General features: G+C 37.6%; 17 protein-coding genes. 6 read left to right on the top strand and 11 right to left on the bottom strand.

The window, feature by feature from the left end:
• Positions 1-80 precede the first annotated feature (80 nt).
• From CEQ21_RS13455 to CEQ21_RS13435, 5 genes are read right to left on the bottom strand one after another with little or no spacing between them, the layout of a single operon-like run.
• Positions 81-875 carry a tyrosine-protein phosphatase gene (locus CEQ21_RS13455; RefSeq protein WP_185764954.1) on the bottom strand — a complete coding sequence of 265 codons (795 nt, stop codon included), beginning with the start codon at positions 873-875 and terminating at the stop codon, positions 81-83.
• Between the two features lie 23 nt (positions 876-898).
• Positions 899-1672, bottom strand: coding sequence for a phosphonate ABC transporter ATP-binding protein (phnC, locus tag CEQ21_RS13450; RefSeq protein ID WP_185764953.1), 774 nt, complete (start codon positions 1670-1672; stop codon positions 899-901).
• 10 nt (positions 1673-1682) lie between these two features.
• Positions 1683-2528, bottom strand: a complete 846-nt coding sequence (locus CEQ21_RS13445) for a PhnE/PtxC family ABC transporter permease (protein ID WP_235907250.1) — start codon at positions 2526-2528, stop codon at positions 1683-1685.
• A gap of 1 nt (position 2529) precedes the next feature.
• Entirely contained in the window at positions 2530-3330 is an 801-nt protein-coding gene (gene phnE, locus CEQ21_RS13440) for a phosphonate ABC transporter, permease protein PhnE (protein WP_235907249.1), read from the bottom strand.
• 11 nt (positions 3331-3341) lie between these two features.
• Entirely contained in the window at positions 3342-4256 is a 915-nt protein-coding gene (locus CEQ21_RS13435) for a phosphate/phosphite/phosphonate ABC transporter substrate-binding protein (RefSeq protein WP_185764952.1), read from the bottom strand.
• 275 nt (positions 4257-4531) lie between these two features.
• Here CEQ21_RS13435 and CEQ21_RS13430 point away from each other — a divergent pair, with 275 nt between their 5' ends.
• On the top strand, positions 4532-5173 hold the full coding sequence (locus CEQ21_RS13430) for a GntR family transcriptional regulator (RefSeq protein WP_185764951.1): 642 nt from the start codon (positions 4532-4534) through the stop codon (positions 5171-5173).
• Between the two features lie 312 nt (positions 5174-5485).
• On the opposite strand, the gene CEQ21_RS13425 is transcribed toward CEQ21_RS13430, so the two are convergent.
• Positions 5486-6202 carry a VCBS repeat-containing protein gene (locus CEQ21_RS13425; RefSeq protein ID WP_185764950.1) on the bottom strand — a complete coding sequence of 239 codons (717 nt, stop codon included), beginning with the start codon at positions 6200-6202 and terminating at the stop codon, positions 5486-5488.
• 178 nt (positions 6203-6380) lie between these two features.
• On the opposite strand from CEQ21_RS13425, the gene CEQ21_RS13420 reads away from it, so the two are divergent.
• Positions 6381-6941, top strand: coding sequence for a hypothetical protein (locus tag CEQ21_RS13420; RefSeq protein WP_185764949.1), 561 nt, complete (start codon positions 6381-6383; stop codon positions 6939-6941).
• A gap of 12 nt (positions 6942-6953) precedes the next feature.
• Here the strand turns inward: CEQ21_RS13420 and CEQ21_RS13415 are convergent, their stop codons facing one another.
• The 4 genes from CEQ21_RS13415 to CEQ21_RS13400 form a co-directional block, all read right to left on the bottom strand.
• Positions 6954-8360 (bottom strand): PQQ-dependent sugar dehydrogenase, encoded by a 1407-nt coding sequence (locus tag CEQ21_RS13415; RefSeq protein WP_185764948.1) that lies wholly within the window; start codon positions 8358-8360, stop codon positions 6954-6956.
• A 304-nt stretch (positions 8361-8664) separates the two neighbouring features.
• Positions 8665-9360: a response regulator transcription factor gene (locus CEQ21_RS13410; protein ID WP_185764947.1), complete on the bottom strand. Its 696-nt coding sequence runs from the start codon at positions 9358-9360 to the stop codon at positions 8665-8667.
• 15 nt (positions 9361-9375) lie between these two features.
• A complete protein-coding gene (locus CEQ21_RS13405; protein ID WP_185764946.1) occupies positions 9376-10827 on the bottom strand; it encodes a sensor histidine kinase in 1452 nt (483 codons plus the stop codon).
• Between the two features lie 38 nt (positions 10828-10865).
• The gene (locus CEQ21_RS13400) at positions 10866-11834 is read right to left on the bottom strand and encodes a DUF4822 domain-containing protein (RefSeq protein ID WP_185764945.1); all 969 of its coding nucleotides are present in this window, start codon (positions 11832-11834) and stop codon (positions 10866-10868) included.
• A gap of 263 nt (positions 11835-12097) precedes the next feature.
• Here CEQ21_RS13400 and CEQ21_RS13395 point away from each other — a divergent pair, with 263 nt between their 5' ends.
• The 4 genes from CEQ21_RS13395 to CEQ21_RS13380 are packed head-to-tail and all read left to right on the top strand — an operon-like array spanning position 12098 to position 16848.
• Positions 12098-13927, top strand: a complete 1830-nt coding sequence (locus tag CEQ21_RS13395) for an ABC transporter ATP-binding protein (protein ID WP_185764944.1) — start codon at positions 12098-12100, stop codon at positions 13925-13927.
• Positions 13920-15674 carry an ABC transporter ATP-binding protein gene (locus CEQ21_RS13390; protein ID WP_185764943.1) on the top strand — a complete coding sequence of 585 codons (1755 nt, stop codon included), beginning with the start codon at positions 13920-13922 and terminating at the stop codon, positions 15672-15674. Before CEQ21_RS13395 ends, CEQ21_RS13390 begins: the two co-directional genes overlap by 8 nt.
• Before the next feature lie 22 nt (positions 15675-15696).
• On the top strand, positions 15697-16296 hold the full coding sequence (locus CEQ21_RS13385; protein WP_185764942.1) for a nitroreductase family protein: 600 nt from the start codon (positions 15697-15699) through the stop codon (positions 16294-16296).
• Between the two features lie 45 nt (positions 16297-16341).
• The gene (locus CEQ21_RS13380; RefSeq protein WP_185764941.1) at positions 16342-16848 is read left to right on the top strand and encodes a nitroreductase family protein; all 507 of its coding nucleotides are present in this window, start codon (positions 16342-16344) and stop codon (positions 16846-16848) included.
• 87 nt (positions 16849-16935) lie between these two features.
• On the opposite strand, the gene CEQ21_RS13375 is transcribed toward CEQ21_RS13380, so the two are convergent.
• On the bottom strand, positions 16936-18171 hold the full coding sequence (locus CEQ21_RS13375; RefSeq protein WP_185767267.1) for a TerD family protein: 1236 nt from the start codon (positions 18169-18171) through the stop codon (positions 16936-16938).
• Between the last annotated feature and the right edge of the window lie 99 nt (positions 18172-18270).

The following is an 18270-nucleotide window of genomic DNA, read 5'->3' as shown; positions in this document are numbered from 1 at the left end:
AATAGAACTTAAAATACTAATAAGCCAGAACAACTACCAAACAAAAAAGAGCCTTTCACAAGACTCTTTTCAGGAAGCTTTTATTCTAGCCATAAATTTTGTAAGGCAATACGTTTTTCAGCTGTTAAGTTCAATTCCTTTTCGAAGTAAGTATGTAAATTTCCATAGGTTTCCTCAATAGCTGTAAACATTGCTTGTATATATTCCTCTTTAGCAGCCATCATTGCATCAAACAGCTTCATCTGCTCTTCTGTCAGCTTGCCTAACAGCTCTGCTTTTATCATTTCTTGGAATTCATGCAACGTCTCGTTTGTAATTAAGTAATCTTCTATTACTACTTCCTTAGGAACCCCTAATGCTGAGAGAATAAGCGCTGCTCCAACTCCAGTTCTATCCTTGCCTGCTGCGCAATGATGGAGAATCCCCATAAATTCTGGATCTTGAATAATTTCGAACAGCCTGCTATATGAACGATTATTTAGTGCCATTTTTCCATACATATCAGCTAATCCAATTGTCTTCAGATCCTTGAATAACTCACTTTTCACCAAGTCTTCCATCGATTGAACAAGCCCCTGTACCTCTCCTGCAATGGCAGGTATTCTCTCGTTTCTGACACCTGCTATAACAGGATCCGGTTTCACTGAAGCTTCACCATCATCCCGATAATCAAATATATACTTTATGCCCAGTGAACTAAATATTTCTTTATCTTTATCAGTCATGTCCGTTAATTCTGCCGATCGGTAAAAAACTCCATACTTCACTGTTCGACCATCTTCTGTTTTATAGCCACCCATATCACGAAAATTACGGATTCCTTCAAACGGAATGATTCTGTTCTTTGTGCTCGCTATCAAACCTTGATTCTCCATGTATTTACACCCTTTCTTTTTGCTTAATTGGCTGTCTCAAATATTTCTTGCTCTTTTCCCTCATAGAGATATTCAATCATTTCCTCCGTTAATTCACTTGCCTGACCATCAAAGACAATAGTGCCTGCTTTAACTGCCACTATTCTTGTTGCATATCTTTTGGCTACATCGACTTGGTGGAGATTAACCAAACAGGCGATGCCTTGCTCTTTGCAGTTTTTATAAATGGCATCCATCACAACAGCTGATGATTTTGGATCCAAGGAGGCGATTGGTTCATCTGCCAAGATAAGCTCTGGATTTTGGGCCAAGGCACGGCAAACGCCAACACGCTGTTTTTGCCCTCCAGAAAGCTCATCGGCTCGCTTATAGATTTCTGCTTCTAATCCAACCTTCTTTAGCAACATAATCGCTTCCTGCTTATCCTCTTCCTTATAGCGGTTAAACACTCCAGCAACTGAGCCCATATAGCCTAATCGTCCATGAAGAACATTTTCAAGGACACTTGATCGATAAATCAGGTTATAATGCTGAAAGATCATGCCCATCTTTGACCTGATTTTTCTCAATTCGCTTTTATTCGCCTTTTCTATACGCTGATCAAGAAATTCAATAGAACCTTCTGTCGATTCAATTAAACGGTTAATACTGCGAAGTAACGTTGATTTACCCGCACCGCTTGGACCGATGACGGCAATAAATTCACCCTTTTTCACTTCCAGATTAATATCTTTTAATGCCAGTGTGCCACCATTATATCGTTTTACTAGATTTGTAATTTTAAGAACGCTATCCATAATACTCCTCCTAATGTGACATGCGTCTGCGAATTTGGTTTGTCATAAATTCAAGTGTAAACATAGTAATAAAAACCATGATTATCCCTAGACTAAGACTGCTAAAGTCATAGAAGGAGATATATCCTTGAATTAAAAGCCCTATACCACCTGCACCAACCATGCCTAAAATAACAGATTCAGCTACGTTCATTTCAAATCGGAAAGCTGTAATTGCGAGAAAACTAGTAAGAAGCGTTGGAATCAAGCCACGAAAAACAATATGCCACCATGTTGCTCCAACTGATTGCAATGCTTCAATCGTCTCTTGGCCTACTTCCTCAATCTGGGCTGAAAAGGATTTTACTAAATAAGAAAGTGTCGGAAAGATAAGACCTAACACACCCGCCATTGTCCCAAATCCGATGCTGGCTACAGCAATTAAAACCCATACAGTAGCAGGGATAGCACGGATTATCATAAATAAAAATCGCAGCAGCATCCCAAAATATTTGTTTGGGGTCGTATTTCTTGCTGCAAGAAATGAAAGGACGACAGCAAATATAATGCTAAGTACAAGACTTAGGAACGCTGTTACTAAGGAAACAACCATTTCACTTGCTAGCTCAGGGAGTTCAGCAAATGATATTTGCATCATCATCTCAAGAACCGACGGGATTCTAGCCACTCCCGCCTGAAATTGGGTAAAGCTTAAATCTATTTGCGTAAAACAAATGACAAATAATATTCCAGCCGTCACGAAGAAGTATTGCTGTTGCCGTTTTGTTTGTTTATGGGCAATTGGAATTTTTTTCTTCGCAAAAGCTTTTTCTTTTACCAATACTGTTTCAGGGACAGGCATTTGACCTTTTGACATTTTAAATTAATCTCTCCCTTACCCGGTTTGTCACATATTCCACCATTAATATCAATATGACCATAATAGCTATGACTGTAGATGTTTTTCCGTATTGAAACAAGTCCATTGTCTGCTTCAATATACTTCCCATGCCGCCCGCTCCGACAAGTCCAAGAATGGCAGAAGCACGTATATTTATTTCAAACATAAAAAGTGTCCATGAATAAAAGCTCGGCAGGAATTGGGGCATAATCCCATGCTTTATTTTTTGAAGATAAGAAGCACCACAAGCATCTAGTGCCTCCACTCCCTCTTTATTCAACTCTTCTATTGATTCTGCATATACCCGAGCTAAGAAGCTTGTCCCAAACAAGACTAAAGCGAACAGTCCTGGCATTGTTCCAACTCCAAATATAACGACCAATATAGATGCCCAGACTAGGAATGGAATATTCCTCAAAAATGCAATTATCCCTCTGAAAAATACCCGAACACCAGGATGTGGTGTTGTGTTATGTGCCATGCAAAATCCAATGACTATTCCCAGCAGCGATGATAAACATGTCGTTACCACAGCAAAGATAAGGGTATCAACTACCGGTCCAAAATAAGTACTCAAATCAGATATATTTGGAGGAAAAAAGTCCGTAAATAAAAATTGAAAGAATATAGGAATACTCTGTATAAGTTCGAATATATCCATTTCTACGAACCAAATCGAAAACAAAATCAGGAGAGCAAAGAAAATAACAGACAAGCTCCCCTTCATCCTGCGCATTTCAATGGCTCTCACGGAAGGTTTATTGCGTGCTGACATCATAATTTCCTCCCTTAGTTCTCCAATAACTGCTCTGGACTTAAATTAAGCATTTCAGAAATATCCCTTAACTCGTCATAGTCACCATCATTTGCTTCCACAAATTTGGCATCCTCTGTGCCTAAAATTGCCTTGAAGTAATTAGGATCAGCATAGCTTAATAAAAACTCTGTTATTTTGTCTTTCGTTTCCTGGTCTAATCCGCCTCTTACAGCAAATGGTGCCCCAACTGGTATCGGGTCAGACTCTGCTATCACCCGGTACGAATCTTTTTCAATAACTCCTTTTTCCTCAAGCATGGCAGGCATCATCGCTGAAACACCAGCAGCATCGTATTGACCGCGAACTACACCGATAAGTGCTTTGTCATGCCCTCCGGCAAATTGCACGCTTTTGAAAAAGTTGTTCTCTAGCTCTTCTACATCCATATTCAGTTCTTTTACAATAGTTGATTTAGGCAGCAAATGCCCTGTTGTTGATACTGGATCAGCAAACCCGATTGTTTTTCCCTTTAAATCAGCAAGAGATTGGATAGGAGAATCTTTTGGGACAACAATAACAGATGGAGCTTGTCCCTCCAGTGCTGGGTTGCTTAAGTTAGCAATAAGCTCTGCCCCGGCTCTTTCTTCTGCAACTATGTAGGAGAATGGTCCAAACATAGCCATATCTGCTTTATTATTTTTCATCGCTTCGATTGCAGCATTATAACTATTGGCTTGGTATGCCTCTACCTTCATACCGATTTTTTCAGAAAGTTCCTTTTCAAAATTACTATACGTTTTTTGCATTTGTTCGTCTGTCTCCTGAGGGAGATATGCAATAACAAATTTGTCCTGTTTTGCTGATCCTGACGAACTGCTTGTTCCACAGCCAGCTAAAATCCCCGTTGCAATAAGTATCATTATTAAGAACGAAACAAGTTTCTTCATTATTTCCTCCTGAAATCTTCAATTTTTTTCTTATAGCTGATTAACTTCTAGTTACAAGGGTTTATACAATAATAGCTTGTTTTAAAAAAGAGAACCTCCTTAGAATCCAACTTGTATACAACTTGAGTGCAAGATAAGAATAACGCTTAAACGTAAACTCCATATTAAGGAATTTTAAAGTTCATGTAAGTAAATTACTTAGCTTTTGTTTGTTGCGGATGGATAGAGTATCAGGTAAGATAAGTGTGCTATCCTATTTGAAAGGAAATGGAAATATGTCCTCATTAGTTGACATCGCCTACAGCAAAATCAGGGAAAACATCATGACTGGAATCTATATGCCTGGATCCCTTTTGTCAGAAAATGAACTTGCTCAATTACTCAATATGAGCCGTACACCCATAAGAGGTGCTATTTCTCGGTTAGAATCAGAGGGATTTGTTTCTTCTCTAAAAAATAGAGGTTTATTCGTAAAGGAAATCTCTTATAAAGAAATATTAGATGTAATGGAGGTATTCCTATTTTTAGAGGAGTATTCCGTAGACTCTGTTATAGAAAAGGGCCTCATTTATAACATAGAAGAATTAAAAACACACTTAGAACAACAGCTTGACGCAGAAAAAAAGGATGATTACCCTGCATATGTACAATCTTCCATGATGTTCACTCGCAGTATGATAACATCTGCCAATAACCAAACAATGCTGCAAATAATGGATTCTGTTAAGGACAAGCTGATCCATTTCGGTATAGTCAACTGGAAGCTTACACCACACCAGAAGCATTACTCTGCCAATCTATTAAATAAAGCCATTTATGAGGCGGTTTGTGCAAAAGACTATGTTGCGGTCAAGCAGTTATGCAAGGAAGCTTATTTACGAAATCGGGAACGTTTCATCCGGTCTGGAATTCAATGATAAACAAAACAGCCGTCACTATTGAGGTCAGCGGCTGTTTATTTTTCCGATAATAAAAAAGAAGAAAAGCTGCTCGGAGCTTTTCTTAACAGAAGTTTCTACGATTGGTTACTGGTTTGTAGCAATCAACTATTAACTTTAAGCTTTGCATTTTGACGTATTGCCACCCAGTTAGCTCCCAATTGCCTGCAGTGCCGCCATTGCCTCATCTTCCAATTCTTCAAAGGCTTAAAATTATACATTTTTTACTCGAAATATCATAAATAAAGCAATTGAATCTGTTTAATTTAAATGAGCGATAGAATTCCCCTTTTAATAACCAAAAACAGCTACATACTGATTCTGCAAAAGAAATCTGTTATCTGACCACCCTAAAGTATTTAACACATAGCCTAAAGAATCTGCATTATACCGCCCAGCAACTTTTTGATAAGCTAATAGTTCATATACACCATTCGAATCAAAATCTACAGGATATAAACCACTTAATGGGTTAACAAAACCGGTGATTGGGCTTTTAAGTCTGCCGTTTTGCTCATAAATTTCATTGAGATAATCTGCATCTCTTCCCGAAATATCTATTATATATATCTTATTATTAATCTTGCTGACAACCTTCACTTTGTAATTATCTTGATAGGTAACCTCATACTGATATTGCTCATTGTATACATTGGCATCAAATACTAACTTTACTGTATTTCCCATAAAAGAATAAATATAATGATACATTATTCCGCCGCTGCCCCCGGTCGCAATACTTATGAAAATATCGTCTGCGCCATTTCCAGTAAAATCACCTAAAAAAATAGTAGGATTATAACCGGCGTTTTCATTAAGTGGCACACTTTGTATATTTCCAGTTTTCCCGTTTTGAATATGAAGAGTAATATTCTGGACAAAAGGACTAGTCGAAGTTTTTACTCCTGTTAAGTAGACATTATCAGGTACTCTATCACCTGTTACATCCCCTCGTGCAAATGAAATAACACTAGGCTGATTACTAACGGTTCGATCATAATAATTCATAACATTCCTCTTTTCACGGTGACTTCCCTTAACAAACATCCTATGATGGTTGATTCCGACAAGAGCCTGTATAAATAAAATAAAACCAAGCAGTCCGGTTAAGGCTTGCTTGGTTTTATTAATATTAACATCCCCGCTTCTATATACTTTAAGGAAGCGTTAAAAATGAGGTGAAAGAATGTATTTATTCAAGGCTATTTCCACCGATGTCCAGTTAGCTCAACAAACCTTCTTTACTAAACATACAAAAACAAAAAAGCTTATATTAGGATCAATTTTCGCTTGTTTTGCAGCTATTTTTCAATCTGCTGGCGGTTCTTTCCCTGGTATTGGGTATCTTTTAAGCCCCCTTGCCACAGCACCAATATTGTTATATTCCATGCTGTCCGTTCCATTTGGAGCGATGGCCTTTTTGCAAGCAATACTATTATTATTCATCCTGCAGCCAACCGAACTAATTGTGTTTCCTTTTACAACAGGGTTATTAGGACTTGGTATTGGGCTGTCCTTTTACCTCCTTAAGTCAAGATTAAGCATTATTGTTACTGGAGCTTTTTCTTTAACGTTAGGAATAAGTACATTATTGTTTATTTTACGCTTTCCAATTTTAGGACCGACCATCTCTAATTCTTTTTCACTACTTACATTCGGAATAATCTTTATCTTTTCTTTCCTTTACAGCTGGTTATGGGTTGAAATTGCATTACTCCTATTTAGAAGATTAAGAGGACTTTATTAACTAAATCACCAATCATGGCACTATCTCAAAAATGGTTCCTTGGTTATAATCTGTCACTTTCATAGAGCCAAAAACCCCTAAGTATAATTTAGTTTGATTAAGATTTGCGCCTAAACTAACATAATATGCTGATTGTGTGCCAAAATCATAGTCAGCATGAATCACACTAAAGTCGTTTTGTTTACCGTCTGGTTTTAACGACGTATATGCTAAAGTCCCTCTTTTTGGTTTCGAATCCTTCCGCACAACATCTGTAAAGACTACCTTTCCTGTTAAACCAGGAATGGCATTGCCCATATAAAACTGAATTCCGGTAAGTGCTGTTCCACCAAACTTATCAGGTCTTGGATCTTCATGAAAGTAGCTAGTTAAAGGCTGAAGGCGACTCCCGGATAGTGCTACTGCTTCATTATAAAAAGCGAAAATTTTCTGATCAAACGCTGGATTATTACTACAATCTCTTATAATTGCTGTAGGAAAATCGCCTTCCCACCCTCGCCAGCCTAGGTTTACCAATCCTTTTTGGTTAAGCTTAGCATTCATATCAGATGCTTTAACAAGCTGTGTAACTGGTATTGGGTTATAATGATTAAAAGCAAAAATTGACTCGACTAATTCTTGCCCGACATTTCCTGTATATTTAATGTACTGATTATAAACCTTTTGAAAAGAAATGCCTGGTATATTACGAACCCCTTTTGCCATCACTGTGAGCAGTTCCTGACTGGCTCGGGGCAGTTCATTAAAACGAGTAACTATAGGTGGATTATTAGTGTAGGTATTCTTTCTAACATCTATTTCTATTATCTTGCCGGCAATCTCCATGTCATCCTGACTTAAATTAAATGGATCATAGCCTGACCCGCCATCTCCATTTGTAAAAACAAGCTTCCCGGTTTCAGGGGAAAAATTTAAGCTGTTAACCCCATTATGATTCGAAAAAGGTCTTCTTAAGTTAAGCAATATCCGCAGCTTTTTTGGATGCCCATTTGACTGTAATCCCCATTCTTCGACCGTATCAATATGATCATATTGAGATTCCCTATTTGTCCATCTCAAGTTCAATGCTTTAGGATTACAAGGCTCAGGCTTAAAATCTTTAGGCTCTACGCCTGACCCTTGTGTACCAGCTACAGAATAATGTAGATAGAACAAACCATTATGAGTAAAGTCCGGGTGAAACGCAAGTCCCAATAAGCCCCGTTCATCATATCCACCTTCAGAACCCAATTTAATAACCTGAGGACTAATATCTAAAAAAGTTCTTACCTCCTCCTCACCTACATAAAAAATTTCACCCAACTGGGTAGCAATAAATAATCTCTCAACAGTGTCACCAGGAAGTACAGCTGTTTTCAACACAGTAGGTAAATTAATCCTACTTACAATCGGCTGTAACCGAACATTAACCTTTTTCACTGCTTCGACCTCCTCCGATTTTCTTTTATAAGAATATGTTTGGAGTTGTTTTATAAGTACGGAATTAAGTACAATGGGGAACCTGCTTAGGATAGATGTTTTTAAGGAGTTAGAATCACTAAACCGGGATATTTCCTTTCTTAATAAAAAATTTTAAAAACAGGTTTGATGGATTATCTTCCCCATTAATATTAAGTAAATATAAAGAGGAGTTCGATTCCAAATCGAACTCCTTCTTTAAGACGAACAATGCTTTTCACCAATTCTTACTTGCTAAAATGTTTCATGTGAAACTTTTTTACCTTTAGCTATTAAACCGATATCCACTTCCCCATATTGTCTCTATAGGTGACTCTGACAGTTTTCCCTTTTTAAATTTTTCTCTAATCCTGCCAACGTGGACAACGACTGTAAAAACATCACCATCTAAATCGTCCATATACCAAACTTGCCGAAAAAGCTGCTCCTTTGTCCAGACGCGGTTTGGGTGCTCCATAAAAAATATGAGTAAATCAAATTCTCTTGTCGGGAAAATAAACTCCTGTCCTAAAATGAATACTTTACGTGCTCCTTTATCTACTAAGATATTTTTCTTCTCGATTATTTCCTGTGAGTTTCCCATGCCTGTTAGTAGCTTAAACCTTTTAATATGCGCCTGTACTCGTGCAATAAGTTCACTTGGACTAAATGGCTTTGTCATATAATCATCTGCACCTAATCCAAGACCCCTTATTTTATCGATATCTTCCTTTTTCGCTGAGACAATCATTAAGGGAATATTTTTCTTCTCACGAATCCGTCGACAGATTTCAAAACCATCAAGTGAAGGAAGCATTAAGTCAATGACTATTAAATCGTATGGCTCAGTTAATGCCCGATTTACCCCTTTTAATCCATCTGTTTCAATCTCCGCTACCATTTGATGTATCTCCAAATAGTCCCTTTGTAATTCGGCAATACTTACATCATCTTCTATGATTAATATTCGTGATGGCACCATTAATTGACACCTTCCTTACGCTCTTGCGAGTATTATTATCACTTTAGTGCCATAATGCAATTTACTTTGAATTTCCACATGGCCTTGATGTTTTTCAACGATTTGCTTCACAATGGCAAGCCCTAACCCGCTGCCCCCTGTTGTAAATGTTCGTGCTGCCTCTCCACGGTAAAAATGATCAAATACATAGGGAAGTTGAGCCTCGGCAATTCCCTGCCCATTATCCTTTACATGAATCTCTAACCTATCTGCATTTTCCGTAACTTCTAATGTTATACATAACGTTTCATCAGTCTTTTTAAACTTTAAGCTATTTTCAAATAAATTATTAATAGCCCTGTTCATTTGCATGCGATCAATTGATGCATACATATCTTCACGTACACTTACCTGAAATTGAACATCTCTGTTGTCCAATTGAAATTCCTCTGACATATGTACAAGAAATTTCTCCAGCTGGATCCGTTCAAAATGGAAAGGCACAGCCTCCGCATCGAGTTTAGAATAAAGAAACAACTCTTCAATTAAACGATTTAGAGCAATCGATTTTGAATGGATTGTCTGTAAATACTTTTCCTGCTTTGCAGGTGTATCAGCAATTCCCTCCTGCAAGCCTTCAATATAACCAATAATGGAGGTAATGGGTGTTTTTAAATCATGAGAAATACTTGCAACTAACTCCTTTCGATTATTTTCAAGATTCTGCTGCTCTTGGATAGAGGCTAACAGGGTTGTGCGCATACTTTCAAAATTAGCTGTCAGCTGCTGTACTTCCTTTGCTGTATTGGCAGGTAAGGCTGGTGTTTTGCTTTGCAGACTTTCCCCACGTAATTCAGACATGAACTGTCCCAAATTTTCTAAAGGCTTGATAATTGTCCTATGCAAAAGCTGGTTTAAAAAAAGCATTGCAGTGATGGAAACAAGAATAATAACGATACTAATTGTAACTCCCCATTTAGTAAAAAACTCTAAAAGGTTATTTTCCTTTTTTAAAACAAGAATGCTTCCCTTTGACAGATCACTATAATAAAAATCAAACTTTATATAACGATACATTCTGCCTGCATTATCTATCGTTCCTTTTGTTTCAATATTATTCGTATCAAAAACTGGAAAATGAACAACAAGAGATTTCTCTACTAACCCTTTTGAATAATATAAAATACTCTCATCATGACGAATGACAACACCAAGAGACTTCTCCTCCATTTTTTGCAAGTCGGTTACGATCCCCTTCTCTAAGAGTGTATCTGGATTCGTCTTCGCAATATTACGCAGCTCCACATAAGCAAGCTCCTCTTCAGGACTTAAGGAGCGTTGCTTCGTAAAGGTTTGATACCATGTTTTCGGTGTTGGTACTGTACCCGTCGTAACATAAAAAACAATGCAGAGCAGGGCAAGAATGGAGACACTCGCTATAACAATACCGCCAAGATATGAAGTTAAAAATCGATTTTTTATGGTCATCTTAGTCTCCTTTTTCAAGTAAGGAGTTTTCTACTTACTTAAAATCCAAAAACTGGCGTTAATTCTCCCTTATATGGCTCATGCTCCACAAAGATGGTAATATCATTTCCGTCGGCATCCTTACCAACACGTTTATATGTGAATTTAATTTGATTTAACTCTGTAAGCTCCAATGCTGCACCATATTTATTTTCACCAATAGACATATGTGCACGAACCTTATTGTTATTAATTACATTAAAGTAACCATAATCACCTCTGCTCTCACCTGTTTCTAAAGAAAAGAACTCATATTGATTCGTATCCTTATCGAACTTAGCAAGACTGATATAGTTCTCATTATACATGGTGACATCATTTCCTTCTTCATCCAATGCCTTTGTTCCTTGCCATAACCTTGAACCAAGGATGTTATCTCCATCCTTATCAATTATAATCTCTCCTGTTGAAGCAGTTAAAGGTTGATCAGCTGTGGAGAAGCTTAAATTATTGTCAGCAAAAGGTCTATGCTCCACAAAAACCTCTATATCATTATTATCCGCGTCTTTTCCCATACGTTTATACGTAAACATCTCCTCGTCTAATTCTGTTATTTCGACAACCGCTTGATAATTCATCGTTTTGGAAATGAGTATGCGTTTCATTCCATCATTCGACATAAAGAACGTCCCTTCATCACCGCGTGTCTCCCCTGTTTGGGAATCAAAAAATTCATAGTGCCCAGTCTCCGCATCGTACTTTGCTAAACCGATAAAACCAGTATTCTCTTTTGTGAGATCATTATTATCCTTATCATAAACACGAGTACCCTGCCAGTTTGTACTGCCTAATATATTCGCCATTTTTTGGCCTTTTGTCAGTTGTTGTTCTGCACTTTCCTCAACTGTCTGATGAGTCTCAGGTGCTGAATTTTCACCAGTCTCCTTACTTGTTATATTACCGCACGCTGACATTAAAGTGATTGAACTAGCCAAAGTGATTGCTGTCATCATGAACTTCTTATTCATTATTTATCTCTCCTTTATGATTTGCTTACTTTTATTGTAGAGACAATAACTAAACTCCTTATATCGCAAATATAAACAAACTATAAATTCGAGCATCCACATTATCCATCATCTTTTTGCTACCAATATTGGAAATAACTGTTGACAGAAAAATGAAAAAGGACTAATATTTACTATTGATAATGATTCTCATTATCAATAGTAAATGAAGCACTCTACCAGTGCAGAGAGTTTTTTCTACCTAATATTAAAGGAGGAATAGTATGTCCAGTTTAAGTACACAAAGCGAACAGCAGCATAAACAAGCAGCTAACGGAATGAAACGTATGTGGGAGCTTGCTTTTACTAAAAAAGCCCTTGTCGTGACTTCATGTATACTATCTGTTGTTAGCGTAGCAGTTTCATTTATCCCGTTCCTTTCCATCTACTACATCATTCGCGAATTAGCATACAATTTGTCCGATTTAAGCATAATTAACGGCAGTTATATCATAAAGCTTGGCTGGCTTGCTGGAGGATCTGCTGTCGGTGCCATCCTCCTTAATTTCATTGCATTAATGTGTTCACATCTTGCCGCTTTTCAAACGTTGTATAATTTAAAACTAGCATTTGTCAATCATCTCGCAAGTTTACCTCTTGGCTTCTACACACAAAATTCAACAGGAAAGCTGCGCAAGGTTGTCGATGAAAATATCGAAAAGATTGAAGGATTTATTGCTCACCAGCTTCCTGATATTATCGGTTCATTTGCTACACCAATTGTCGTTTTAATCATTTTATTAGGGTTTGATTGGCGACTGGGCCTGGCTACACTCTTTCCAATTATCAGCTTGTATGTCATTCAAGCACTTTATATGGGTAAAAAATCATCCGAATTTATGAAAATCTACCAAGATTCGCTAGAAGATATGAACAATCAATCTGTAGAGTATATCCGCGGCATATCTGTTATTAAAGCGTTTGGCCAAACCATCTACTCTTTTAGAAAATTTTATACTTCTATTAAATCATATGGAGATTTTGCACTTGCCTATACAAAAGCATATAAAAATGCATATTTGCTCTTTTTAGTCATCTTAAATAACATCTATATTTTCCTTATTCCCGTAGTTATCTGGATTTCGACTGATATAACTGATTATCCTAGATTTTCTATGGCTGTTCTTTTCTATCTAATTTTCTCTGTTGCCATAACTACCCCTTTTCTCAAGCTTATGTACGTCTCTCAAACGGGAAGGCAAATTGCCGACGGTATTGAGCGTATGGATAAAATATTTCAAGAAAAACCATTGCCTGAATCGCAAAATCCAGAGAAAACAACCAATTTTAATATCAGCTTTGAGAATGTAAGCTTCTCTTATGAGGATTCAGAAGCACTGTCTGACATTAGTTTTATTGCTAAACAGAACGAGGTAACTGCTTTAGTAGGGCCATCTGGCTCTGGCAAAAGTACAATCGCCCATTTAATTCCACGTTTTTATGATGTAAGTAAAGGAAGTATCAAAATTGGCGGGGTGAATATTAAAAAAATGTCCACTGATTACTTAATGAGTATTGTCAGTTTTGTATTCCAGGATGTTTTTTTATTCCAGCAAAGCATTCTGGAAAATATCATGATTGGAAACAAAAGTGCAAGCCGTACTGAGGTAATTGCAGCTGCAAAAGCAGCTCAGTGCCACGAGTTCATTGAAAAGATGCCTAATGGATATGACACAGTGATTGGGGCTAGTAATATTCAGCTTTCTGGCGGTGAAAAACAGAGGATTGCCATTGCGAGAGCCATTCTTAAAGATGCTCCTATCATCGTCCTTGATGAAGCTACTGCCTTTGCTGATCCGGAGAACGAGCACAAGGTGCAGTTGGCCTTTGAAAAACTCATGAAAAATAAAACGGTCATTCTAATCGCACATAGACTTTCTACTGTGAAGGGGTCAGACAATATTCTTGTTATTAATGAAGGCAAGCTAATGGAAGAAGGCAAACATGATACCCTTATATCCCTTGGTGGACGGTACCGTCATATGTGGGATCAATATACTTCAGCAATGAGCTGGACAATCGCAGAAGAAAGGCAGGTACAAAACAATGCTTAGTAGACTTCTACATCTCTCCGAAAAAGGTACAAAGGATTTAAAACAAGCAATTTTTTTCTGTGTACTGTCTAATCTAGTCCTTTTCGTACCTTTGATGATTATCATGCTCACCATGCAGACTATCATTGATCCACTCGTTACAAATGAACCTTTGGATACAAGCAGACTATGGGTTCTTTTCGGATTTGGCGTAATTAGTGCCGTAGTTTACTTTCTTGTCTACGGAATGGAATATGATAAGACCTATACCGCAGCATACGCTGAAAGTACGAATATGCGAATGAAGGTTGCAGAACATATGCGGAGGCTTCCCCTTTCCTTCTTCAACCGGAAGGATTTGTCGGAACTAACAACAAACATTATGGGTGACTGCACTACTATTGAACACATGGTGAGCCATGCCATTCCGCAAATTGTTGCAAACTCCATTTCTATTACGATTGTCTCTATCTTACTGGCCTTCTATGATTGGCGTATGACACTTGCTTTACTATTCGTTCTTCCTATTTCCATGGGAATAATCTATCTTTCACGAAAAATCCAGGAAAGGTTTGGAAAACGCCATGTTAAGGCGAAATTAAACGTATCAAAACAGATGCAGGAGTACTTAGATGGCATAAAAGTTGTTAAGGCATTTGGTCTGTCTGGTGAAAAATCGACTGTATTGAAAATGGCACTCAAGCAAATGATGAAAGAATCGATAAAATTTGAAGCAATTGCTGGCAGCTTTATCACCCTTGCTTCCGTCATTTTACAGGTAGGTATCGGCATTGTCATACTGGTTGGCGTCAATCTGTTGACTGCTGGCAGTCTAGATGTCGTTAAATTTCTTACATTCGCGATGATTAGTACCCGTATTTATACTCCCGTCCTTGTTATTTTAACTATGTTCACTGAAATCATGTATCTCTTCACCTCAACAAAGCGCATGAAGCAACTACGAAATGAGCCTGCAATGGAAGGTGAAACAGCTGTTAATCTTTCTGATTGCAGCATTGAATTTAAAAATGTTTCCTTTGCATATAACAAGGATTCCGTTATAAACAACATGAACATCACCATACCGCAGAACACGGTGACAGCGCTTGTGGGTCCTTCAGGATCAGGTAAAAGCACCATTTCCCGGTTAATAGCCAGATTCTGGGATGTTAGTAATGGAGAAATATTGGTAGGCAACAAGAACATTCGAAGCATTGATCCAGAAGCTTTAATGAGCTATATGAGCTTTGTTTTTCAGGAAGTTATGCTCTTTAATGACACAGTTATAAATAATATTCGCATTGGTAAACAAGAGGCAACAGATGAAGAGGTATTTGCTGCCGCAAAAATGGCCAGGTGTGATGGATTTATTGAAAAAATGCGTGATGGCTATGAAACTCTTATTGGGGAAAATGGCTCCACCTTATCTGGAGGAGAGCGACAACGGATTTCGATTGCTAGAGCAATTCTAAAAAATGCACCAATTGTTTTATTAGATGAAGCTACTGCCTCCATTGATCCTGAGAATGAAGTTCTTATTCAAGAGGCTATTTCTGAACTCGTAAGAAATAGGACCGTTATTGTTATCGCCCACAAATTAAAAACAATTGCCGGAGCAAACAAAATAATTGTGCTGGATAATGGCAATCTTTCTGAACAAGGAACACATGAAGACTTGCTCGCCAAAAAAGGACTTTATGCAAAACTTTGGGATATCCAGCAAGAAAGTATGGGTTGGAGTGTTAATCTTGTTGAGTCTAACAAATAAACGGGAAAGGATAGTGTAGAAAATGATTAAAAATTTAACTTTGACAACGAATATAAATAATGCTGAAAATATGGCTAGTCTTATAAGAGAGCGGCGAAGTATTCGCCGCTTTGAAACACATCCAGTTTCAACCCAACAAATAACAGAACTGCTTCAACTATCCATACAATCACCAGCTTTGGATCAGCAGGAAGCAGCTTGTCGCTTTATCCTAGTTTCCAGTCCAGAAGGCAAGGAAAGCTTAGCAGCTGGAATTATTGCCTCTTTTTCCGAGCATGGTTTATATAGAAGAATGCCCAATAAGCTTAAGCAGATGTTTATAAAACGAACTGCACAAATCCCCGCCTTTTTGGTTGCCATCCAAAAAGGCTCTACAAAAGAGAGTATCAAAAACTATGCCGCAATCTGTGCCATCCTTCAAAGCTTTTCCTTACTAGCTTGGGATCACCAATTAGGAACTGTGTGGAATACAGAACCATATATTTATAACAAGCTTTTCACAGACAAACTTGATTTAAATGAACAGGAGCAAGTTGTCTGCATTATGTATGTTGGTAAGTGGAAGAAGATGCCCAACTCCAAACACCGAACAGCTATTAAAGAAAAACTAACCTTTAAATAAACGGAGGCATTACCCATTATTAGAGAAAAAAAGGAGGCATTAAAAATGAGCTTATCATCGCTTTTTCAAGAAACGCGTGCTGTCAGTCAGTTTTCCCAAAAACAGATACCCCAAGAATTAATACTAAATATTTTGGATGAAGCCACTTGGGCCCCTAATCATCAAAATCGCGAGCCATGGCACGTAATATTCATTACAAGCGAGACAAAACAGAAGTTATCCCAAAATCTTACTAAAGAAAACGATCATCAATTAAAGGCAGCTATAGCTCACTCCTCAGTTTGTTTAATCATTACGTCAAAAATGAGTCAGGATGTACATATCACGAATGAAGATTTTGCTGCTGTTTGTTGCTTCATTCAAAATATCCAACTACTTGCATGGGCAAATCAGATTGGCATGACCTGGCAACTCGACGACTATAAAGATATTCAATCCTTAATTGATATTCAGCAAGATGAAAGAATTGCAGGCATCCTTTGTCTCGGTTATTTTGACGAACTTCCGAAAAAGAATCTTGTAAATGTTGAGAGTCAAATTGCTACATGGTAATAGGTGAAGCGTAAAAAGCAACACAGCAAAGGACATCATTCTTTTGCTGTGTTGCTTCTTTTTGTTTAGAGTATCCTATTGTCTAATCTACTTATAATCATTAATTGGTCCCTCATCCATTAGGACTTCTACCATACCTGAATACCCCATCCTAAGTTGTGGTCTATACTCTGAGTTCGGCATACTATAAAGCTCCAGTGGATTTATAATAACTCCATCTTGCGTATTATGTAGAATTCCAGGCACACACGAATAGATTCTGTCATTATTATTAGCGTTTTTGGATGTAATGGTAACAGATGTCCCATTATGATTATCTATACTCATAGATACCTTATATCTGTAGAAGGAGCCTGTTCCATTGGACTGCGCAGAATAAACTACAGGAACAACAGCGAGGATATCATCATTTAATCGTAGTTTAATAACCTCAGTCTTTGTTGATTTACTATTTCTCCCTACATCGCCCATATGCTCCATTGCTCCGTTGCCATAACTGCGAAGTGGTGGTACACCTCTCGCACCAAACATAGCTACATCAACCTGCATACCATTCTTGGTATAAACTAAAGCATAAATATCATAATCTGTCCCTGTCTTCCAAGAAACAGTAGCAGTAATTTCAGGTGTTTTATCAATGATAACTGGCTTTTGTCCTTTGTCGAGGCTTATCTTCCCCTTAACCTTTTCAAGGCTTACCGTTGCCAATGTGTTTTTTCCATTGTTGCTTGCAAGAGTATCTGCCGCTATTGGCGTCTGTTTTGGAACAATTATAGGTTCAGACGGCTTATCTTGTTCTTCCGGTTCAACTTCAACACCATAATTTATACATAATCCTTCAAGCCCAGAATCAAAACCACGCCAAATGGATCTAACCTTTGGCTGACCGTTCCTTACATATAATTCTAATACTACAATTCCATTTTCATTTGTAAAACTAGACGGCGTTAACTGAATAACAGTATTATCCGTAGCTAACTCGGCCTTTAAGTTCTTCACATTTGCAAATCCGGTATTATTATCTTCTGTAAGAGTTATCGCTACTTTAGTTATACCTTCTGGAGCTCTACTCATATCAAAATTAAGCTTATGGATTTTTTTATTTCCTACTTGCACTGCAGGCATTAAGCTCGCTAAACCTGTAGTACTGTTTGGCTGATTATAAAATATTATCCCACTGTCTCCTTGGACCTTATCTAAATCAGTTAACAGAAATGCTGTTAAAGAAATATCTATTTTATTGGAAGTTTCGTAGCTAACAGTAACACTTCCCTTTGAAGAACTTAAAGCTGCATTTGCCCCCATTTGAAGAAATGGACTTATTTAAACTCCTCCCTACTTTTTATCTTCTAATCACCTACTACTACAAAAACTACCTTTTTTTCAAAAATTCTCTTTTTCTACTCTCTTATTTTATACAGC

It is taken from the genome of Niallia circulans (genome assembly GCF_007273535.1).
Classification (GTDB): Bacteria; Bacillota; Bacilli; order Bacillales; family Cytobacillaceae; genus Niallia; species Niallia circulans_B.
The sequence above is the reverse complement of the archived record's forward strand: the minus strand, read 5'-3'. Positions and strand labels throughout refer to the sequence as shown.